Here is an 18,872-nt window from a genome sequence, read left to right on the forward strand (position 1 = left end):
ACCATGCTCACCCACCTCACCCGTCTGGCACAGTCACGCTGCGGGCAGGCGCCAGCAGCTGCTGGCGGCGCGAACGGCGCACTCGGCATCTACTCCATCTGCTCGGCCCATCCCCTGGTCATCGAGGCGGCCATGCACCAGGCGCTGGACGACGGCACGCCGCTACTCGTGGAGGCCACCGCCAACCAGGTCAACCAGTTCGGCGGCTACACCGGCATGCAGCCCGCCGACTTCCGCCGCTTCGTGCTGGCCATCGCCCACCGCGTCGGCCTGCCGCCAGACCGCGTGCTGCTGGGCGGCGACCACCTGGGCCCCACGGCGTGGACACACCTGCCTGCCGCCGAGGCCATGGAACTGGCGCAGGACCTGGTACACGCCTATGCGGCGGCCGGCTTCGTGAAGCTGCACCTGGACGCCAGCATGGCCTGCGCAGACGACCCCCAGGCGCTGGACGACGAAACCGTGGCCCGCCGCGCCGCACTGCTCTGCCAGGCGGCCGAGCAGGCCAGCACCTGCCCCGCGCCCGGCCCGGCCTACGTGATCGGCACCGAAGTGCCCGTGCCCGGCGGCGCCGCGCATGCGCTGGAGCATGTGCAAGTCACTGCCCGCGCCGACGCCCAGCGCACGCTGCAGGTGCACCGCGACGTCTTCGCGCAGCAGGGGCTGGACGCTGTCTGGCCGCGCATCATCGCGCTGGTGGTGCAGCCGGGCGTGGAGTTCGATCACACGCGCGTGGTGGACTACGCGCCAGCCGGGGCAGCCGACCTCCGGCAGTTGCTGCGCCAGCATCCGCAACTGGTCTTCGAGGCCCACTCCACCGACTACCAGCGGCCCGAGGCCCTGCGCCAGCTGGTGCAGGACGGCTTTGCCATCCTCAAGGTCGGGCCCGGCGCCACTTTTGCGCTGCGCGAGGCGCTGTTCGCGCTGGCCGCCATCGAAGAGCAGCTCATCGACGCGCACCAGCGCTCCCACCTGCCTGCCGTGCTGGAGTCCGCCATGCTGGGCCGCCCCGCCAACTGGGAGCGCTACTACCGCTACGAGCAGCCCGATCCCGGCGCCCAAAGGCTGCTGCGCATCTACAGCTACAGCGACCGCATCCGCTACTACTGGGCCGACCCCACGGTGAACGCCGCCGTGGCGCGGCTGCTGGACAACCTGTCCGCCTGCACCCTGCCCGAGAACATGCTCAGCCAGTTCCTCCCAGCCCAATACCAGGCGGTGCGCGCCGGGCGGCTGGCACCCTCGCCCCACGCACTGGTGCTGGACCGCGTGCGCGAGGCGATACGGCCGTATGCGGCAGCCTGCAACGCGAGCCTCACAGCTGCCCCGCCTCCCCCCTGATCAAATCCCACACGCTTTGCGCCACGGGCGACAGTTCGCGTTGGCGGCGGCGCACCAGCATGATGTCGCGCTGCACGCGCGGCAGCAGGGGGCGGCTGGCAAGGGCGTCGGGGGCGTCGCCACTCGCGGGAATTCGCCATGCCTGCGGCACGGCCAGTTCCGGCACCACGCTCAGGCCCAGGCCCGCCTGGAGCATGCAGAAGATGGTGGTGGTGTGGCCGACTTCCTGCACCACGGCGGCCTCGGCATCGTGGGCCTGCAGCGCGGCGTCGATCAGGCGGCGGCTGCCCGAGGCGTGGTCCAGTAGCACCAGCGGCTGGCCGGCCAGGTCGCTCCAGGCCACCTGGCGCTTGCGAGCCAGCCGGTGCGTGGCCGGGCAGACCAGGCAAAAGGGCTCGCTGAGTATGGTTTCGCAGTGCAGGTCGTCGCGGCCCTGTGGGTCGATGACCACGCCGAAGTCCACCTCGCCGCTGCGCACGCTTTGCAGCACGTCGCTCTGGATGCGGTCCAGCAGCAGCAGCTCGATGCCCGGCGCCTGCTCGCGGCAGCGCGCAATGCAGCGCGGCATCAGATGCGCCGACAGCGTGGGGCTGCTGGCCACGCGCACCTTGCCCAGGCGCTGGGTGGCCAGGCCGCTGACTTCGAGCAGGCATTCATCCAGCGCGTCCAGCACGCGCGTGGCATGGCCCTGCAGCAGTCGGCCGGCGTCGGTCAGCTCCACCTCGCGCGTGGTGCGGTGCAAAAGCTGCACGCCCAGGGCCTGCTCCAGCTCGGTGACGTTGCGGCTGACGGCGGGCTGGGTGAGCGCCATCAGCTCGCCGGCGCGGCTGAAGTTGCGGCTTTCCGCCACGGCCAGGAAGGCGCGCAGCTGGCGCAGGCTGATATTCATACGGAAAAATTATAAAACCATCAGATAAATCCATTTCTCTTTTCAATGGCCGTGGCGTCCAATCGGGGCCTTGCAGCCTGGCTGCACGAACCGATAGTTAGTTGGAGAGAGTTTTCCCATGGCACGCCCCCGCTTCGCCCCTGACAATTTCACGCTGATGCTGCTGTCCACCGTGGCACTGGCCAGCTTCCTGCCCGCCTCGGGCACCGTCTCGCAATGGCTGGAGGTGGCGACCACGCTCATGGTCAGCCTGCTGTTCTTCCTGCACGGCGCCAAGCTCTCGCGCGAGGCCATCTTTGCCGGCATAGGCCACTGGCGCCTGCACCTGACCATCTTTGCCGCCACCTTCGTGCTCTTTCCCCTGCTGGGCTGGGCGCTGCGCCCCGTGCTGGAGCCCCTGGTCACGCCCGAGATGTACATGGGCGTGCTCTTCCTGTGCACGCTGCCGGCCACGGTGCAATCGGCCATCGCCTTCACGGCCATGGCGCGCGGCAACATGCCCGCTGCCGTGTGCAGCGCATCGGCCTCCACGCTGATGGGCATCGTGATCACGCCCATCCTGGTCAGCATGCTGCTGCACAAGAGCGCCGAAGGGGGCGACGCGCTGCAGGCCATCGGCAAGATCGCGCTGCAGCTGCTGCTGCCCTTTGTGCTGGGCCATCTGCTGCGGCCCGTGATCGGCGGCTTCATCTCGCGCCATGCCAAGCGCGTGAAGTTCGTGGACCAGGGCTCCATCCTGCTGGTGGTGTACACGGCCTTCAGCGCCGCCGTCATCAGCGGCCTGTGGCAGCAGACGCCCCTGCCTGCGCTGCTGGGCCTGCTGCTGCTGTCGTCCATCCTGCTGGCCCTGGTGCTGGTCATCACGTCATGGACGGCGCGCCGCCTGGGCTTTTCCAAGGAGGACGAGATCACCCTGGTGTTCTGCGGCTCCAAGAAGAGCCTGGTCAGCGGCGTGCCCATGGCCAAGGTGCTGTTCGAGTCCAGCGCCGTGGGCGCCATCGTGCTGCCGCTGATGATCTTCCACCAGCTGCAGCTCATGGTCTGCGCCGTGCTGGCCCAGCGCTATGCACGCCGGCCCATGCACCCCGAGGCGATCGAGGATGGCGCCGTGCCCGCCAGCGCTGCGCCGGCCGCCAAGGCCGGAACGGCGCCGGCCAAATAAGGCACTGGCGCGCTCCCACAACGAAAAAGCCTGGCTCTCGCGCCAGGCTTTTTTGCATCTCAGCCCTTCAGGGCCAGGTTGTTGAGCTTGTCCAGCCGTTCAGGCCAGGTTCCCTGCTGCGCCGACTGCAGCAGGATGCGCGTCCAGGCGATCCAGGCGTCCCACTGCACGCGCTTGTCCCAGGCATTGCCCCAGCCGCTGAAGCACTGCAGCGCGCTGGTGGCTGCGCGCGCGGCGTCGTCGGCGCGGCCGGCAGACAGGTAGAGCTGGGCCAGCACCATTTGCGGCTCGCCCACCCAGGGGTTCAGGCGCACGGCGCTTTCCAGCACGGCCGTGGCGGCGTCCAGGTCCACCAGCGGCTGGTCCAGCTGGATCACCGACCAGTACAGCGACACGGCAGCGGCCTCGTCGCTAGGCGACAGCTGCCGGCTGCAATGGTCGAACACCGGCGGCAGCGGCAGCTGGGCGCGCAGCGCCGGGTGCTGCAGCGCACGGCCCAGGTCGCTGATCTGGCTGAGCATGCGGCTGGCAGGTCGCATGGGACCGGGCCACAGCGAGGCCGCCCAGTGCACGCCCTGCTGCCGCTGGTTCTGCACCTGCGGAAACTGCGAGTAGATGTCTTCCTGCCAGCTGAACCACTGCTCCATGGCATCGGCCATGCTCACGATGGTGAAGGCCGCCACCTCATAGGCGCTCAGGCGCTGGCTGCGGCCGGCGGATTCCAGCGCCATGGAGCCGTCTTCGGCCAGGTCGCCGGCCAGGATCTTCTGCATGAACTGCGTGCGGCTCATGGTGCAGAACAGGTAGACCAGGTGCTCGGCGCCCTCGCCCACCAGTTCGCGCAGGCGGCCGCGCTCGCTGCCCGCGTCGAACTTGACCAGGTCCACGAAGGCGTTGCCGTAGACGCTGTGCAGCAGGCCCAGCAGGCGCACGTCGCGCGGCTGGCGCCACAGCGCCAGCGAACGCGCCACGCCCGCCAGGTGGTGGCGGAAGGTGCCGGCCTTGTGCCAGTCCTGGCCCACGCCGCGCGCCAGCACCACGGGAAGCACAGGAGCGAGGTCGGCATCCTTGGCCAGCCATTCCTCGTCCAGCAGGTCCTGGGCGCGCGTGAACAGCGCCTCGTCAAGTGTCTGGAACAGTGTCGGGACAGGCAGGCTCATGCGGGCACCTCCATGGCAGCGGCGGGCCGCTGGGTATATTGCGCCACCCAGCCCGCCGTGTCGGCGAACAGGCGCAGCGCCTTGATGCGCCGCGTGGCGGTCAGCGTGAAGCGGTGCTCCACGCCGGCCGGTATGCGCAGGTAGTCGCCGGGCTGCACGCGCAGCACGCGCTCTTCGCCGTGGGCATCAAAAAAGCCGAACAGGCCTTCGCCTTCGAGGATGTAGCGCACCTCGTCATCGGCATGGGTGTGGGGCTTGTCGAAGCGCTCCAGCGCCTCGTCCAGGCCCGGCGTGCCTGGGTGCAGCACGACCAGGTCCATGCTGTGGTAGCCATGGGCCACGCATTCGTCGACCACCAGCATGCCCACGGCCTGGACCACGGTGGCCTTGCCGCCGTCGTCCAGCTGGGCCTGTGCCAGCAGCGCGGCCAGGCCGGGCTCGGGCACCAGCGGACGGTGCTGCCATTGCACGCCGATGGCGGCCACGAAGTCCGCGTCGGAAACTTGGTGCGATGCGAGGCTGCCCATGGTCTTACCAGGCCGCCGTGTAGGCGCCCTTGAACTGCGTGTCGATGAACTGGCGCACCTCGGGCGACTGATAGGCCTTGACGAAGGCCTGCAGGCCCGCGTCCTTTTCATGGCCGGCGCGCGTGGCGATCAGCACGGTCACGTACGGCGTGTCCGTGGCTTCCAGCGCCAGCGAATCCTTTTGCGGCGACAGGCCTGCGGCCACGGCGTAGCTGCTGTTGACGGCGGCGGCGTCCAGGTCGTCCAGCGAGCGCGCCAGCTGGGCGGCCTCCAGCTCGACGAACCTCAGCTTCTTCGGATTGGCCGTGATGTCCAGCACCGAGGCACGGGCGCCCGCGCCGGTCTTCAGTTCGATCAGCTTTTGCGCGGCCAGCACCATCAGCGCACGCGAGCCATTGGTGGGGTCGTTGGGGATGCCCACGCGCGCACCGCTCTTGAGGTCGGCCAGGCTTTTGATCTTCTTGGAGTACACGCCCATCTGCTGGTTGACCGCACGGGCCACGGGCACGAGCTTGTAGCCGCGGTCCTTGTTCTGGGCGTCCATGAAGGGCTGGTGCTGGTAGATGTTGGCATCCAGCTCGCCCTGCGACAGCGCCGCATTGGGCTGGATGAAGTCGCCGAACTCGACCAGCTTCACCTTCAGGCCGTTCTTCTCGGCCACCTTCCTGGCCACCTCGGCGATCTGGGCATGCGGGCCCGAGGTCACGCCGATGGTGACCGAGCCGTCGGCCGCATGGGCCGGCAGCGCGGCCATTCCCGCCAGGGGCAGGACGGCGGTCAGGGCCAGCGATTGAAGCAATGCGCGCTTTTTCATGGAATCCCTCTTTCAGACAATCTCGCGGCAGCTTGCCGCCCCGGCCACGCCAGCCGCACCGGCCGCCGGGGTGTGTGGATCAGCGGTGGCTCAACCTGCGCACCGCCCAGTCGCCCAGGCTCTGGATGGCCTGCACGAAGAAGATCAGGATGATGACCACGGCCAGCATCACATCGGGCAAAAAGCGCTGGTAGCCGTAGCGGATGCCCAGGTCGCCCAGGCCGCCGCCGCCAATGGCGCCGGCCATGGCCGAGTAGCCGGTCAGGCTCACGAAGCTGATGGTCAGGCCTGCCACGATGCCGGGCAGCGCCTCGGGCAGCAGGATCTTCCAGACGATCTGGCCCGTGGTGGCGCCCATGGACTGGGCCGCTTCCACCAGGCCGTTGTCCACCTCGCGCAGCGCGGTCTCCACCAGGCGCGCCACGAAGGGCGCTGCCGCAATGGTCAGCGGCACCACGGCCGCCCAGGTGCCGATGGACGAGCCCGTGATCAGACGCGTCAGCGGGATGATGGCGACCAAAAGGATGATGAAGGGGGTGGAGCGCAGGGCATTGACGATCCAGCCCACGATCTTGTTGGCCGGGCCGTTCTGCAGCACGCCGCCGTGGTCGGTCAGGCGCAGGAACACGCCCAGGGGAATGCCGATCAGGCCGCCCACCAGGCCCGAGACGCCGACCATGATGATGGTCTCCCACAGCGAGCTGACGAACAGCTCCAGCATCATTTCCGAAAAATTCTCAAACATCGCTCAATCCCTGGTGGAAACGATCTGCACCTGCACGCCGGTGGCGCGCAGATGGTCCACGGCGGCATCGATCTTTGCCGCGTCGCCGCTGGCGAAGACGGCCAGCGAGCCGAAGGTCTGCTCCTGGATCTCGTCGATCTGGCCATGCAGGATGGACAGGTCCAGCCCCAGCTCACGGATCAGGTGCGACAGGATGGGCTGGTAGGCGCTCTCGCCCGCATACGACAGGCGCAGCAGCCGGCCTTGCTGGCCCGGCGCCAGCTGGGCGGCCAGCGCATTCACGCGCACGGCCACCGACTCGGGCAGTTGCTGGGGCACGATCTCGTCGATCAGGCTGCGCGTGATGGCCTGCTGCGGGCGCGTGAACACGTCGATCACGGGGCCCAGCTCGGCAATCTCGCCGCCGTCGATCACGGCCACGCGGTCGGCGATCTGCTTGATCACCTGCATCTGGTGCGTGATCAGCACCACGGTCAGGCCCAGCTCGCGGTTGACCTTGCGCAGCAGGTCCAGGATGGAGCGCGTGGTCTCGGGGTCCAGGGCCGAGGTGGCTTCGTCCGACAGCAGCACCTTGGGGTGGCTGGCCAGCGCGCGCGCAATGCCCACGCGCTGCTTTTGCCCGCCCGAGATCTGCGCCGGATAGCGGTCGCGCAGCGCGCTCAGGCCCACCAGGTCCAGCAGCGGGTCCACGCGCTTCTTGATGTCGTCGGCCGACATGCCCGCCAGCTCCAGCGGCAGCGCGGCGTTGTCGAACACCGTGCGCGAGGACAGCAGGTTGAAATGCTGGAACACCATGCCGATGTCGCGGCGCGCCGTGCGCAGCTCGGCATCGCTGAGCTGCATCAGGTCACGGCCGCCCACCAGCACCTGGCCGGAGGTCGGGCGGTTGAGCAGGTTCAGGCAGCGCACCAGCGAGCTTTTGCCCGCGCCGCTGCGGCCGATGATGCCGAACACCTCGCCCGACTCGATCTGCAGGTTGATGCCCCGCAAGGCATGGACGGGCCCGGTGGGGCCCTTGTAGGTCAGGGAAAGATCCCGAATCTCGATCATGAAAAAACGCCGCGGCGCAGGACGGCCTGGGGACGCCGCTGCGCATTGTTGGGAAGTGGGAGCAAATATAGGTTGCGCGTATAAAAACGCAAACTATAAAAAAATAAAGTAATAAGAAGCTCCGGTTATGCCCGGGACTTCACTACTTTCTGCACAACCCTCAACTATGCCTGAATGTGGACACGCCCTTGCCCTGCCGGGCTATGCGCGGCGCCACGGAGCACTGCGGAAAGGCCGTTCTTGCGGCGGCGTCTGATTGACAGTGCGGCCGGCACGCTGCCGTCGCGGCCTGGCGGCCCCGGCCCGCTCCTGCTTTTGACGATGGCACGCACCCGCCGCTGCCGCCGCGCTGACGCCAGAAGCAGCCTTTGCTGACAGGCCGCGCGGCATGCGCCCTCCTACAGTGGGCTCAACCCCACAGGAGAAGAGCGCCATGCGCCCAGAACAACACTCCGGCGCCGGCAGCCAGGCCGGCGCGGCTCCCTTGTCGCGGCGCGGCTTTCTGCAGGCCGCCAGCATCGCAGGCGTCAGCGTCTGGGTGGCGCCGCTGGCCAGCCAGGCCTATGCAGCCCTCTTTGAAGACCGCGTCCTGGGCAGCGTGGCCCGCGAGCCGGCCACCCAGCTGCCGCGCATGCGGCTCGATGGCCGCTCCAAGGTCATGGGCGCCAAGGTCTTCGCCCGCGATATCCGCGCACGCGACATGCCGCACTGGCCCCAGCAGCAATCCCATGCCTTCATCGTGCGCACCACGCTGGCCGACCGGCTGTTCGACGGCATGGACCTTTCCGCACTGGACGGCGAGCTGGCGCCCGACCGCGTGGTCACCGCCGAAGACCTGGCGCGCGACGGCCTGGCCTTTCCCGAGTTCTATGGCGAGGACATGCTGCTGCCCGCAGGCAAGACCCCCGCCTACCTGGGCCAGGCCGTGGCCATCCTGATCTACCACGACTTCGCGCGCTTTCGCTTTGCCAAGGAAAGGCTGCAGGCCACGGCCGGCGTCATCCGCTACGGCCGCATCACGGGCGCGCTGGACCGTCCACCCTGGGGCGTGTTCCGCTATGTGCGCCAGGGCGGCGCAACGGCCTTTGACGACGACGTGTTCTCCAGCCTGCGCGATGCCCCGCTGTTCCCCGCCGAACGCAAGCCGCTGGTCTGGCCGCAGATCTCCAAGGCCGACGCGGTCACGGCACGCGGCCTGCGCGCGGCCGAGCAGATCGCCCAGGAACTGGCCACGCCGCCGGCCGACTGGCTGGTGCTGCAGCGCCACTACGCCACGCAATCGGTGGACACGGCCGCGCTGGAGCCCGACAACGCCAACTGCTGGTATGACGCGGCCACGCAAAGCCTGCACATGGTGCTGGCCACGCAATCGCCGCACGAAGTGGCCGAATGGGCAGCGCAGATGGTGCAGGCCAGCAGGTTCCCGCTCAAGCGCCTTTTCGTGCACCCGTGCTACACGGTGGGCTACGGCTCCAAGGACCACGCGCCCATGCCTTACTACGGCCTGGTCTGCGCGCTGTATGCGGACGGCAAGCCCGTGCGCCTGGCCAATGACCGGTTCGAGCAGTTCCAGTCCTCGCTCAAGCGCCATGCCTTCGAGATCGACTACACCATGGCCATCGACAGGAAGACCGGCCTCTTCCAGAGCCTGGTGGCCAACATGACGGCCAATGGCGGCGGCCGGGCCAACTTCTCGCCCTCGGTCGCCATGGTCGGCGGCACGGCGGCGCAGTCCATCTACTACTTTCCCAAGAACGACATCACCGCCGTGGCCCTGGCCAGCCGTGCGCTGGACGCGGGCTCGGCACGCGGCTACGGCACGCTGCAGAGCATGGCGGCCACCGAGATGATGGTGGACGAAATCGCCGAACTGCTGCAGATCGACCCCATCGAGCTGCGCCTGCGCAACGTGCTGACCTCGGGCGCCAAGAACACCCAGGGCGCCATTGCCGCCGGTGCCCTGCGCGCCGACGAGGTGCTGGAGCGCGCCCGCCGCCATCCGCTGTGGACCGAGCGCGCCAAGCGCAAGACCGCCTACGAGGCCAGCCACCCGGGCCAGCGCTACGGCGTGGGCTTTGCCTGCGTGCAAAAGGACTTCGGCACGGGCGGCGAAGCGGCCTTCGCCCGCATCGAGATATCGCCCCAGGGCCGCGTGCTGCTGCACCACTCTGGCACCGAGATCGGCACGGGCATGGGCACCTCGCAGGCCCAGCTGTGCGTGCAATGGTTCGGCAAGCCCGCCGACGAGCTGCAGACCGCCTGCCTGGACTGGCCGGAGCTGCCGCTCAAGGCCGAGGGCGACAACTACACCATGCCCCAGGCCGACCAGGACCGATTCGCCACGCGGCCGCTGTGGACGCCGGTCTACGCCTCGCCGGCCAGCGCCAGCAACTCGGCCTACTACTACAGCCACGCCACCAGCGAGACGGCGCGCGTGGTCTTCGAGCACGGCCTGTGGCCGGCCGCCGTCGCCATCTGGAGCCAGGGCACGGGCGGCGGCCAGAAGGCGCCCTACGTGGTGCGCCGCGAGGATGCGCGCTGGGTCAACGGCATGCTCACGGCCAACGGCATGCAGCCGCTGTCCCTGCAGGCCCTGGCCCAGAAGGCCCATGCCATGCAGCTGGTCACGGGCGCCGTGGGCCATACCTTCAACCGCTGGCAATGGGCCGAGGCGGACTTCGACATCCTGGGCACCAGCGCGCGCCGGCCGCTGGACGCGCTGGCCGTGCGCCTGGGCAGCGCGCCCGATGCTGGCGCCGTCACGCCTGCCCCTGACACCACCGACACACCGCAGGCGGCCACGCCTGTCGAGGCCTCTGTCACCGCGCGGCGCAGCGCCGCCGGCTACCGCATGATTGCGCGGCGCAACCTGTTCTATCCGCCCATGCAGCGCAACAACGCGGGCGTCACCTACTACAGCGCCAATGCGGCCCTGGTCGAGCTGGCGGTGGACACGGGCACGGGCGCGGTCGAGCTGCTGGCCCACCACTCCATCATGGAATGCGGGCGGCCCATCGTGCCCGAGCTGGTGCACGGCCAGCTCGAAGGCGGCATTGCCATGGGCATAGGCCATGCGCTGTACGAAACCATGCCGCTGTACGAGGGCGGCCCCGGCGACGGCAACTGGAACTTCCACCGCTACCACCTGCCGCGCGGCAGCGAGGTGGCGGTCTGGAAGCAGACGGCCGAGCTGCTGCCCCCGCTGTCCGACACCGACCCACCCAAGGGCATTGCCGAGGTGGTGATGATTCCCATCGTCGCCGCCATCGTCAACGGACTGCACCACGCCATTGGCAAGCGCTTCCACGACCTGCCCGTGACCCCGCAAAAGATCAGGGAGGCACTCGCACCATGAGCCTTGTCCCGCGCCCCTTGTCGCTGACCGTCAACGGCCAGGCCGTCGGCCCCATGGACGTGCCCGAAGGCATGCCCATGATCGACTTCCTGCACGAATACCTGAACCTCACCGGCTCGCGCCTGGGCTGCGGCATCGGCGAATGCCGGGCCTGCACCGTCATCGTGGACGGGCCCGAGGGCAGCCGCGAGATGCGCACCTGCATCACCGGCGTCCACTACTTCCAGGGCCGCAAGGTCCGCACCATCGAAGGCATTGCCGACCCGGCCGGCGCGGACACCGCGCCCCCGCCCTCGCCCGGCGCCTCGGGCCAGCCGCGCAAGGTCATCGCCATCAGCCCCGTGCAGCAGAAGTACCTGGAGCATTTCAGCTTCCAGTGCGGCTACTGCACGCCGGGCTTCGTCATCGCGGCCACGGTGCTGGTCGAGCGCCTGGCCAAGGCGCCCATCCACGCGGCCGATGTGGAACAGGTCGTGGGCGAGGCGCTGCAGTCCCACCTGTGCCGCTGCACCGGCTATGTGCGCTACTACGCGGCCGTGAAGGACCTGGTCCTGAACACGCCCGGGCTGACCTTGAAAGGATGAGCGCCATGTCCGCCGCCGACCCCAGCACAGCCACCGCCGCGCCACCCGCAGACTACAGCGGTGCCCGCCCCCCGCCACCGCGCAGGCCCAGGCGCCGCTGGCGCGGGCTGCTGCTCGTCCTCCTGCTGCTGGCCGTGCTGTTTGCCATTGCCGCCGTCTGGGGCAACCGGCCCCATGTGCCGCAGCGCGAGCCGCAGGCCGTGCACCGCAGCCCCCAGCAGTTGGCCCAGGGCCTGTATCTGGCGCGCGCCGCCGACTGCATGGCCTGCCATGACGGGGTGGGTGGCATGGGTGGCGCCCGGGAAGGCCAGCCCTTTGCGGGCGGCAAGCCCCTGCCCACGCCCTTCGGCACCCTCTACGGCACCAACATCACCCCCGACCCGGACCACGGCATAGGCCGCTGGACGGCCGAGGAATTCCACGCCGCCGTCACCCGCGGCACGGCGCCGGGCGGGCGCCAGCTCTACCCGGCCATGCCCTATGCCTCCTACCACCTGATGAGCCGCGAAGACTCGGACCTGATCTACGGCTACCTGATGAACATCCGGCCCGTGGCCCAGCCCAACACCAAGCCCGCCCTGCCCTTCCCCTTCAACCTGCGCGTGCTCATGTTCGGCTGGAAGACGCTGTTCCTGTCCAGCGCGCCGCTGCCCGTGGGCTCGCAGGGCCAGAGCCCTGCCTGGCTGCGCGGGCAGTACCTGGGCAATGTCATGGGCCACTGCGCCGAATGCCACACGCCGCGCGGCATGTTCGGCCAGATGCAGAAGGACCACTGGCTGCAGGGCGGCACGCTGTCCCTGTTCACGGCCCCCGGCATCACCGCCGAAGCCCTGGCCGCACGCGGCTGGACGCGCGAGGGCATGGCCCAGTTCCTGCAGACGGGCTTCTCGGCCCACGGCAGCGCCTTCGATGAAATGCACGAGGTCATCGCCAACAGCACCCGGTACCTCACGGCCGAGGACATGACGGCGCTGTCCACCTTCCTGCTGGGCGACAACCCGCCCGCGCCCCAGCCGCTGCCGGCCGCCGTGTCCCCGGATTCCGGCACCGGCAACAGCGCCGGCAACAGCGCCGGCAATGGCGCGGTCAACGGCGCGGGCACGCTGGACGCAGGCCGGGGCCACTACATGGCGCTGTGCGCCAGCTGCCACGGCAGCGAGGGCCTGGGCCGCAGCCTCACCATGCCCCCGCTCAAGGGCAACAGCACCGTGCGCCAGGCCGACGCCCGCAACCTGGTGCTGGCCATCCTCGTCGGCCTGCCCAAGCACCCGGCCACCCAGCAGGGCCCCACGCCCCTGCCCGGCATGCCCGGCTTCATGCAGGAACTGACCGATGGCGAAGTCGCCGCCCTGGCCAACTACACCCGCACGGCCCTGGGCGGCCAGCCTGCCGATGTGACCGCAGCCCAGGTGGCCGACCTGCGCAGCGCAGCGGGCAAGGCGGGGCACAGGGCTGCGCCCTGAAACCCCGGGCTGTTCTGCAAAGACCCTGCCCCCCTATGCCCGCGCCTGCGTCTTGGCGGTTGCGGGGGTTGAGGGGGTTGGGGGGTTGCAATCCTGCCGAAGGACAGGACTGCTTCGTGAACTGGCTGTGATCACAGCCCGAAACCCCGCCCATTGTTTCCACCACGGAACCAACCGCGTTCCACCACCCTCCTTTGCCAGCCGCCCCTGTCTCCCTAGAGTGAAAGCAAAAGGAGACAAGCATGTTCGAAGCCAATCTATTCCAGGGCCAGCGCGTCCTGATCACCGGGGGCGGCACGGGGCTGGGCCTGGCCATGGCGGCCAAGCTGGCGGAGCTGGGTGCCGAGCTGCACCTGTGCGGCCGGCGGCATTCCGTGGTGCAGCAGGCCTGCGAGATGCTGAGCAACGACACGGGCGCGCAGGCCTTTGCGCATGAACTCGACATTCGCCAGCCCGAGGCCGTGCACACCGTCATCGACCGCATCTGGGCCGAACACGGCCCGCTGACGAGCCTGGTCAACAACGCGGCCGGCAACTTCGTCAGCCGCACCGAGGACCTGAGCATCAACGGCTTCCATGCCATCTCGGACATCGTCTTCCGGGGCACCTTCTACGTCACCCAGGCCGTGGGCCGCCGCTGGATCGCCGAAGGGCTGCCGGGCTCGGTGCTGTCCATCGTCGTCACCTGGGTGGACACGGGTTCGCCCTTCGTCGTGCCCTCGGCCATGTCCAAGGCCGGGCTGGACGCCATGACCAAATCGCTGGCCGTGGAATGGGGTCCCAAGCGCATACGGTTCAACGCGATTGCGCCGGGCGTGATTCCCACCCAGGGCGCCAGCCAGCGCCTGCGCCCCAGGATCGACGGCAACGAGGACTCGGCCGACCGCCGCCGCCTGGACAACCCCACGCGCCGCCTGGGCACGGGCGAGGACATCGGCAACATGGCCGCCTTCATCCTGGCCCCGGGCAACACCTGGCTCAACGGCCAGACCATCACGCTGGACGGCGGCGACGCCCTGGCCAATGGCGCCTACTTCACCGAATACCAGGCCTGGGACGATGCCGACTGGGCGCGCGCCGGGCAGATGGCCAAGGCCGCCAACCAGCCCAACGTCAACGATGGGGAGCAGGAGGCCACGCCCACATGAGCACCGCCGCCACGCCCCATTCCACCCTGGTCTTCGAACAGCGCACGCTGACCGGCGCCGCCCAGCAGCAGCGCGGCCGCCAGCTGGCCCAGGGCCTGCGCAGCCTGGGCCTGGCCGAAGGCGACGTGCTGGCCGTCTTCCTGCGCAACGGCATCGAATACGCCGACGTGGTCCATGCCTGCCGCATTGCGGGCATCTACTACTGCCCCATCAACTGGCATTTCACGGCCACGGAGATCGACTACATCCTGGCCGACAGCGGCGCCCGCGCCCTCATCACCAGCCAGGACCTGCTCGACGGCCTCAAGGGCGAACTCTATGCGGACCTGCCCCGGCGCGTCGCCCACGCACGCGAGCCGGAGCAGGACTACGAAGCCTGGCTGGCCGCCCAGGCACCCTACGACGGCCCGCTGGTCGCGCCGCGCGGCCACATGGCCTATACATCGGGCACCACGGGCCGTCCCAAGGGCGTGCTGCGCAAGGCGTTTCCCGTGGAAGAGCTGCCCCGGCGCCTGGCCGTGAACCAGGCGCTGATCGCCACCGCCTACGGCCTGCAGCCCGGCGCGCGCACCCTGCTGACCGCACCCATCTACCACAGCGCGCCCAGCCTGTACTTCCAGAACGCGCTCCTGCTCAGCGAGCTGGTGGTGCTGGAGCAGCGCTTCGACCCCGAGCGCTTCCTGCAGCTGGTGCAGGAGCACCGCATCGACACCGCCTACATGGTGCCCATCATGTACGTGCGCCTGCTCCGGCTGCCGCGCGAAGTGCGCGAGCGCTACGACATTTCCTCGCTGCGCTTCATTGCCTCCACCGGCTCGCCCTGCGCGCCCGAGGTCAAGAAGGCCATGATCGAGTGGATGGGGCCCATCATCAACGAGACCTATGCCTCCAGCGAGTCGGGCCTGGTCACCTTCATCGGCTCGGCCGATGCCCTCACCCACCCCGGCAGCGCGGGCCTGCCGCTGCAGGACGCCGAGGTCCGCATCCTCGACAGGCAGGGCCAGGGCCTGCCCACGGGCGAGGTGGGCCTGATCTACGTGCGCCAGCCCGCCTATGCCGACTTCACCTACAAGGGCAACGAAGAGGCCCGCCGCAAGATGGACCAGGGCGGCCTGATCACCCTGGGCGACATGGGCTACCTGGACGAGGAAGGCTTTCTCTACGTCTGCGACCGCGACTCGGACATGGTGATCTCCGGCGGCGTGAACATCTACCCGGCCGAGATAGAGAACGAGCTGCTCAGGCACCCCGGCATAGCAGACTGCGCCGTCATCGGCGTGCCCGATGCCGAGTACGGCGAACGGCTGCTGGCCCTGGTCGAGCCCGGCCAGTCAGGCACACTGCCCGAGGCCGAACTGAAAGAATGGCTGCGCGGCCGGCTGGCGGCCTACAAGCTGCCGCGCAGCTTCGTCTTCCAGCGCCTGCCCCGCGACGACAACGGAAAGATCGCCAAAAGAAAGCTGCGCGACGCCCACTGGGGCGCGACGCAGCGCAAGATCTGAACCCGCCAACACCGAAAGAGAAGGAGACAACGCATGAACAAGGCCATTGCATTGCTGCTTGCCGCTGCGGCCACCGCAGCCGCAGCCCCCGGGTTCGCCCAGTCCGACTACCCCAGCAAGCCCATCAAGCTCATCGCCCCGTATGCGCCGGGCGGCTCGGTCGATGTGCTGGCCCGCACCCTGGCCACGCACCTGTCCACGGAGCTCAAGCAGTCCGTGGTCGTGGAGAACCGGCCGGGCGCCAACACCATGATTGCCGCCTCGGCCGTGGCGCGCTCGCCGGCCGACGGCTACACCCTGCTGCTGGCCAGCAATGCCAGCATGGTGCTCAACCCCCTGCTCTACAAGAAGCTCAGCTACAACCCCGACCGGGAGCTGAAGCTCACCAACATCCTGGCCGAGGCCCCGCTGGTGCTGGTCACCAACAGCCAGACCGGCATCAAAAACGTGGCCGACCTCAAGGCCTACTCCAAGGCCCACGCGGGCAAGCTCAACTACAGCTCGGTCGGCCTGGGCAACCCGCTGCAGCTGACCACCGAGCTGATCAAGTCGCGCCTGGACGTGGCCGCCACCCACATTCCCTTCAACGGCAGCGCGCCGGCCCTCACCGCCCTCATGGCCAACGACACCCAGCTCATGGTGGACGTGGCCGGCACCTCCCTGCCCCACATCAAGGCCGGCAAGCTGGTGGCCATTGCCACCACCGGGCCGGAGCGCTCGCAGTTCCTGCCGCAGACGTCCACCATTGCCGAATCGGGCGTGCCGGGCTTCAGGGCCTCCACCTGGTTCGGCATTGCCGTGCCCGCAGGCACGCCCGCGGACGCGCGCAACACCCTGCAGGCCGCCGTCAACAAGGTCATGCTCAACCCCGAGTTCGCCAGCGCCCTGGGCAACCAGACCCTGGCCGCCAGAAAGCCCCAGACCCAGGCCCAGCTCGACGACTTCCTGGCCGCTGACGGCCAGATGTGGCGCAAGGTGATCGCGGACAACGCGATTGCGCTGGAGAACTGAAGACCGAAAAGGTGATGAACTAAGGGCCTAAGGGCCTAAGGGCCGGACACCTCGGCCTGCTCCACGAAGCGCAGCAGGCTGGCCCTGAGGAACTCGGTCATCACCTTGACGGCATGCGAGGGCCGACGGTCCTCGGCCGTGATGATGTACAGCCTGTCGCCCAGGCCGGACACCGTCCAGTCCGGGCACACGCGCTGCACCGCGCCCGATCGCAGCTCGTCCATCACCATGTAGTTGGGCAAGGTGGCCACGCCGCTGCCCCGGAGCATGGACTGCTTGAGGAAGGGGAAATGCTCGCTGGTGATGCAGGGCTCGCACTTGAGCGCAATCTCCTGCTGCCCCTTTTTTACCGAGACGGCATAGGTCTTGCCGTCGCCGGGCGGCGTCAGCAGCACTCCGTGGGGAATCTCGGCAGGGTCGTGGAACGGCCGCGCCTTGGCATAGGCGCTGCTGGCATACAGGCCAAAGCCCACCGGCCCCAGATCGCGCGCCACCAGGTGCTCCTGCACGTCGCGCGCCACGCGCACGGCCACATCCACCTGGGCGCTCATGGGATCGCTCACCCGGTTGGAGAACAGCACGCGGATGCGCACCTGCGGGTGCCGTTTCTGGAAGGCCAGCAGCATGTCGGCCAGGTACAGCTCGCCCAGGCCCGTGGGAATGCTCAGCCGCACCGAGCCCGTCACCACATGCTGCAGCGCGTCGATGGCGCCCTGCGCCGCCTCCACCTCCTGGATGATGCTGCGCCCGTGCTCGTACAGCACCTCGCCCGCCGCCGTCAGCAAAAAGCTGCGCGTCGTGCGGTGCAGCAGGGTCACGCCCAGCGCCGTCTCCAGCGCCTTGAGCTCCTTGCTCACCTTGGAGCGCGTGATGTCGCGCTTGCGCGCCGCAGCGCTGAGGCTGCGCGCGTCCACGATCTCTACGAAATTGCGGATGAGGTTGATGTCCATGGCTTGGGAGCGGCAGGTCAGGCGGTCGGCCTTGTGCGCGGCCGCAGGCAACGCGCCCGGACCGCCACCCCCGGACTATGGCACCGTCACGACGCCTGGCCCCGCCACCCGTGGGCGCCGGGACACAGGGCTTTCCCCGGTGCCCGCCGCATCAGTCCAGGCTGATCTGCGACGAAGCGGCCACCTGCTTCCAGGTCGTCACATCCTTGAGGATCACCGCGCCGAACTGCTCCGGCGTATTGGCCACCACCGTGCCGCCCAGCTCTGCCAGGCGCTGGCGCAGCTGCGGATCGGCCAGGGCCTGCACGCTGGCCTTGTGCAGCTTGTCGCGGATGTCCTTGGGCAGGCCCTTGGGCGCCAGCAGGCCGTTCCAGGCCTGCACGGCGTAGCCGGGCACGCCGGACTCGGCAAAGGTCGGCACATCGGGCAGCTCGCTGCTGCGCTGGGCCGTGGCCACGGCCAGCGGGCGGATCTTTCCGGACTTGATGTGCGGCAGCGAAGCCGGCAGCGGCTCCCACAGCATGGACACCTGGCCGCCGATCAGATCGGTGAAGGCCGGGCCCGCGCCACGGTAGGGCACATGCATGATCTGCACGCCCGCCTTGGCCTTGAACAGCTCCATGGCCAGATGGCCCAGCCCGCCCGCGCCCGAGGACGCATACGACAGATGGCCCGGCTGCGCCTTGGCCAGCGCGATCAGCTCCTTCAGATTGGCCGCCTTGACCGAGGGATGCACGCTGAGCACGCCCGGCACCGTGATCACCTGGGTGATGGGCGTGAAATCCTTCACCGCGTCATACGGCAGCTTGGTGTAGACGGCCGGATTCGTGCCGTGCGTGCTGGACGTGGCGCCCAGCAGCGTATAGCCGTCCGGCTTGGCATCGGCCACGAAGCGCGTGCCCAGCGAGCCACCGGCACCGGCCTTGTTCTCCACGATCACCGAGGCGCCCAGCACCTTGCCCAGCTGCTGCGCGAACAGGCGGTTCACCACATCGGCCGTGCCGCCGGGCGGAAACGGAACGATCAGGCGGATGGGCTCGGTCGTGGGCCAGCCGGCATCGGCCGCCAGGGCCGACTGCGCGGGCGCCAGGGCGCCCAGGGCCAGGGCCGCCGTGGTTGCAGACAGGCTGCGGATCATGAAATTGCGGCGTTGCATAGGATTTTTCTCCTC

The 18,872-nt window shown here is 69.0% G+C and carries 16 protein-coding genes; 8 read left to right on the forward strand and 8 right to left on the reverse strand.

What is annotated here, in order from left to right:
- Positions 1–3: 3 nt before the first annotated feature.
- On the forward strand, positions 4–1,341 hold the full coding sequence (locus G4D77_RS02730; RefSeq protein WP_154834551.1) for a D-tagatose-bisphosphate aldolase, class II, non-catalytic subunit: 1,338 nt from the start codon (positions 4–6) through the stop codon (positions 1,339–1,341).
- Here the strand turns inward: G4D77_RS02730 and G4D77_RS02735 are convergent.
- Positions 1,316–2,230, reverse strand: coding sequence for a LysR family transcriptional regulator (locus G4D77_RS02735; protein WP_154834552.1), 915 nt, complete (start codon positions 2,228–2,230; stop codon positions 1,316–1,318). The two genes, G4D77_RS02730 and G4D77_RS02735, sit on opposite strands and share 26 nt — an antisense overlap.
- 118 nt (positions 2,231–2,348) lie before the next feature.
- Here G4D77_RS02735 and G4D77_RS02740 point away from each other — a divergent pair, with 118 nt between their 5' ends.
- Positions 2,349–3,392 carry a bile acid:sodium symporter family protein gene (locus G4D77_RS02740; RefSeq protein WP_017404669.1) on the forward strand — a complete coding sequence of 348 codons (1,044 nt, stop codon included), beginning with the start codon at positions 2,349–2,351 and terminating at the stop codon, positions 3,390–3,392.
- 59 nt (positions 3,393–3,451) lie between these two features.
- Here G4D77_RS02740 and G4D77_RS02745 read toward each other — a convergent pair whose 3' ends face one another.
- From G4D77_RS02745 to G4D77_RS02765, 5 genes are all read right to left on the reverse strand, one after another.
- Positions 3,452–4,552, reverse strand: coding sequence for a DUF6817 domain-containing protein (locus G4D77_RS02745; protein ID WP_154834553.1), 1,101 nt, complete (start codon positions 4,550–4,552; stop codon positions 3,452–3,454).
- Positions 4,549–5,079 (reverse strand): cupin domain-containing protein, encoded by a 531-nt coding sequence (locus tag G4D77_RS02750; protein WP_154834554.1) that lies wholly within the window; start codon positions 5,077–5,079, stop codon positions 4,549–4,551. Before G4D77_RS02750 ends, G4D77_RS02745 begins: the two co-directional genes overlap by 4 nt.
- A 4-nt stretch (positions 5,080–5,083) precedes the next feature.
- Complete coding sequence (locus tag G4D77_RS02755) at positions 5,084–5,893, reverse strand: MetQ/NlpA family ABC transporter substrate-binding protein (RefSeq protein ID WP_154834555.1); 810 nt, start codon at positions 5,891–5,893, stop codon at positions 5,084–5,086.
- Positions 5,894–5,972: 79 nt separating this feature from the next.
- A complete protein-coding gene (locus G4D77_RS02760; RefSeq protein WP_012205011.1) occupies positions 5,973–6,638 on the reverse strand; it encodes a methionine ABC transporter permease in 666 nt (221 codons plus the stop codon).
- 3 nt (positions 6,639–6,641) lie between these two features.
- Positions 6,642–7,688 carry a methionine ABC transporter ATP-binding protein gene (locus tag G4D77_RS02765; protein WP_016448088.1) on the reverse strand — a complete coding sequence of 349 codons (1,047 nt, stop codon included), beginning with the start codon at positions 7,686–7,688 and terminating at the stop codon, positions 6,642–6,644.
- A 433-nt stretch (positions 7,689–8,121) separates the two neighbouring features.
- Between G4D77_RS02765 and G4D77_RS02770 the strand changes: the two genes are divergently transcribed.
- The 6 genes from G4D77_RS02770 to G4D77_RS02795 all read left to right on the forward strand — a co-directional run bounded on the left by G4D77_RS02770 (position 8,122) and on the right by G4D77_RS02795 (position 16,751).
- The gene (locus G4D77_RS02770) at positions 8,122–11,043 is read left to right on the forward strand and encodes a xanthine dehydrogenase family protein molybdopterin-binding subunit (RefSeq protein ID WP_154834556.1); all 2,922 of its coding nucleotides are present in this window, start codon (positions 8,122–8,124) and stop codon (positions 11,041–11,043) included.
- Positions 11,040–11,627, forward strand: coding sequence for a (2Fe-2S)-binding protein (locus G4D77_RS02775; protein WP_154834557.1), 588 nt, complete (start codon positions 11,040–11,042; stop codon positions 11,625–11,627). Before G4D77_RS02770 ends, G4D77_RS02775 begins: the two co-directional genes overlap by 4 nt.
- A gap of 5 nt (positions 11,628–11,632) precedes the next feature.
- Positions 11,633–13,090 carry a c-type cytochrome gene (locus tag G4D77_RS02780; RefSeq protein WP_154834558.1) on the forward strand — a complete coding sequence of 486 codons (1,458 nt, stop codon included), beginning with the start codon at positions 11,633–11,635 and terminating at the stop codon, positions 13,088–13,090.
- A gap of 242 nt (positions 13,091–13,332) precedes the next feature.
- A complete protein-coding gene (locus G4D77_RS02785; protein WP_154834559.1) occupies positions 13,333–14,238 on the forward strand; it encodes an SDR family oxidoreductase in 906 nt (301 codons plus the stop codon).
- Positions 14,235–15,740 carry an acyl-CoA synthetase gene (locus G4D77_RS02790; RefSeq protein ID WP_154834560.1) on the forward strand — a complete coding sequence of 502 codons (1,506 nt, stop codon included), beginning with the start codon at positions 14,235–14,237 and terminating at the stop codon, positions 15,738–15,740. Before G4D77_RS02785 ends, G4D77_RS02790 begins: the two co-directional genes overlap by 4 nt.
- A gap of 33 nt (positions 15,741–15,773) precedes the next feature.
- A complete protein-coding gene (locus G4D77_RS02795) occupies positions 15,774–16,751 on the forward strand; it encodes a Bug family tripartite tricarboxylate transporter substrate binding protein (protein WP_154834561.1) in 978 nt (325 codons plus the stop codon).
- Positions 16,752–16,786: 35 nt separating this feature from the next.
- Here G4D77_RS02795 and G4D77_RS02800 read toward each other — a convergent pair whose 3' ends face one another.
- Both G4D77_RS02800 and G4D77_RS02805 read right to left on the reverse strand, forming a co-directional pair.
- Positions 16,787–17,701, reverse strand: coding sequence for a LysR family transcriptional regulator (locus G4D77_RS02800; protein ID WP_016448094.1), 915 nt, complete (start codon positions 17,699–17,701; stop codon positions 16,787–16,789).
- Positions 17,702–17,852: 151 nt separating this feature from the next.
- Positions 17,853–18,857, reverse strand: coding sequence for a tripartite tricarboxylate transporter substrate binding protein BugE (locus G4D77_RS02805; RefSeq protein ID WP_154834562.1), 1,005 nt, complete (start codon positions 18,855–18,857; stop codon positions 17,853–17,855).
- Between the last annotated feature and the right edge of the window lie 15 nt (positions 18,858–18,872).

The organism is Delftia sp. WY8 (assembly GCF_018437695.1).
In the GTDB taxonomy this organism is placed as follows: domain Bacteria; phylum Pseudomonadota; class Gammaproteobacteria; order Burkholderiales; family Burkholderiaceae_C; genus Comamonas; species Comamonas tsuruhatensis.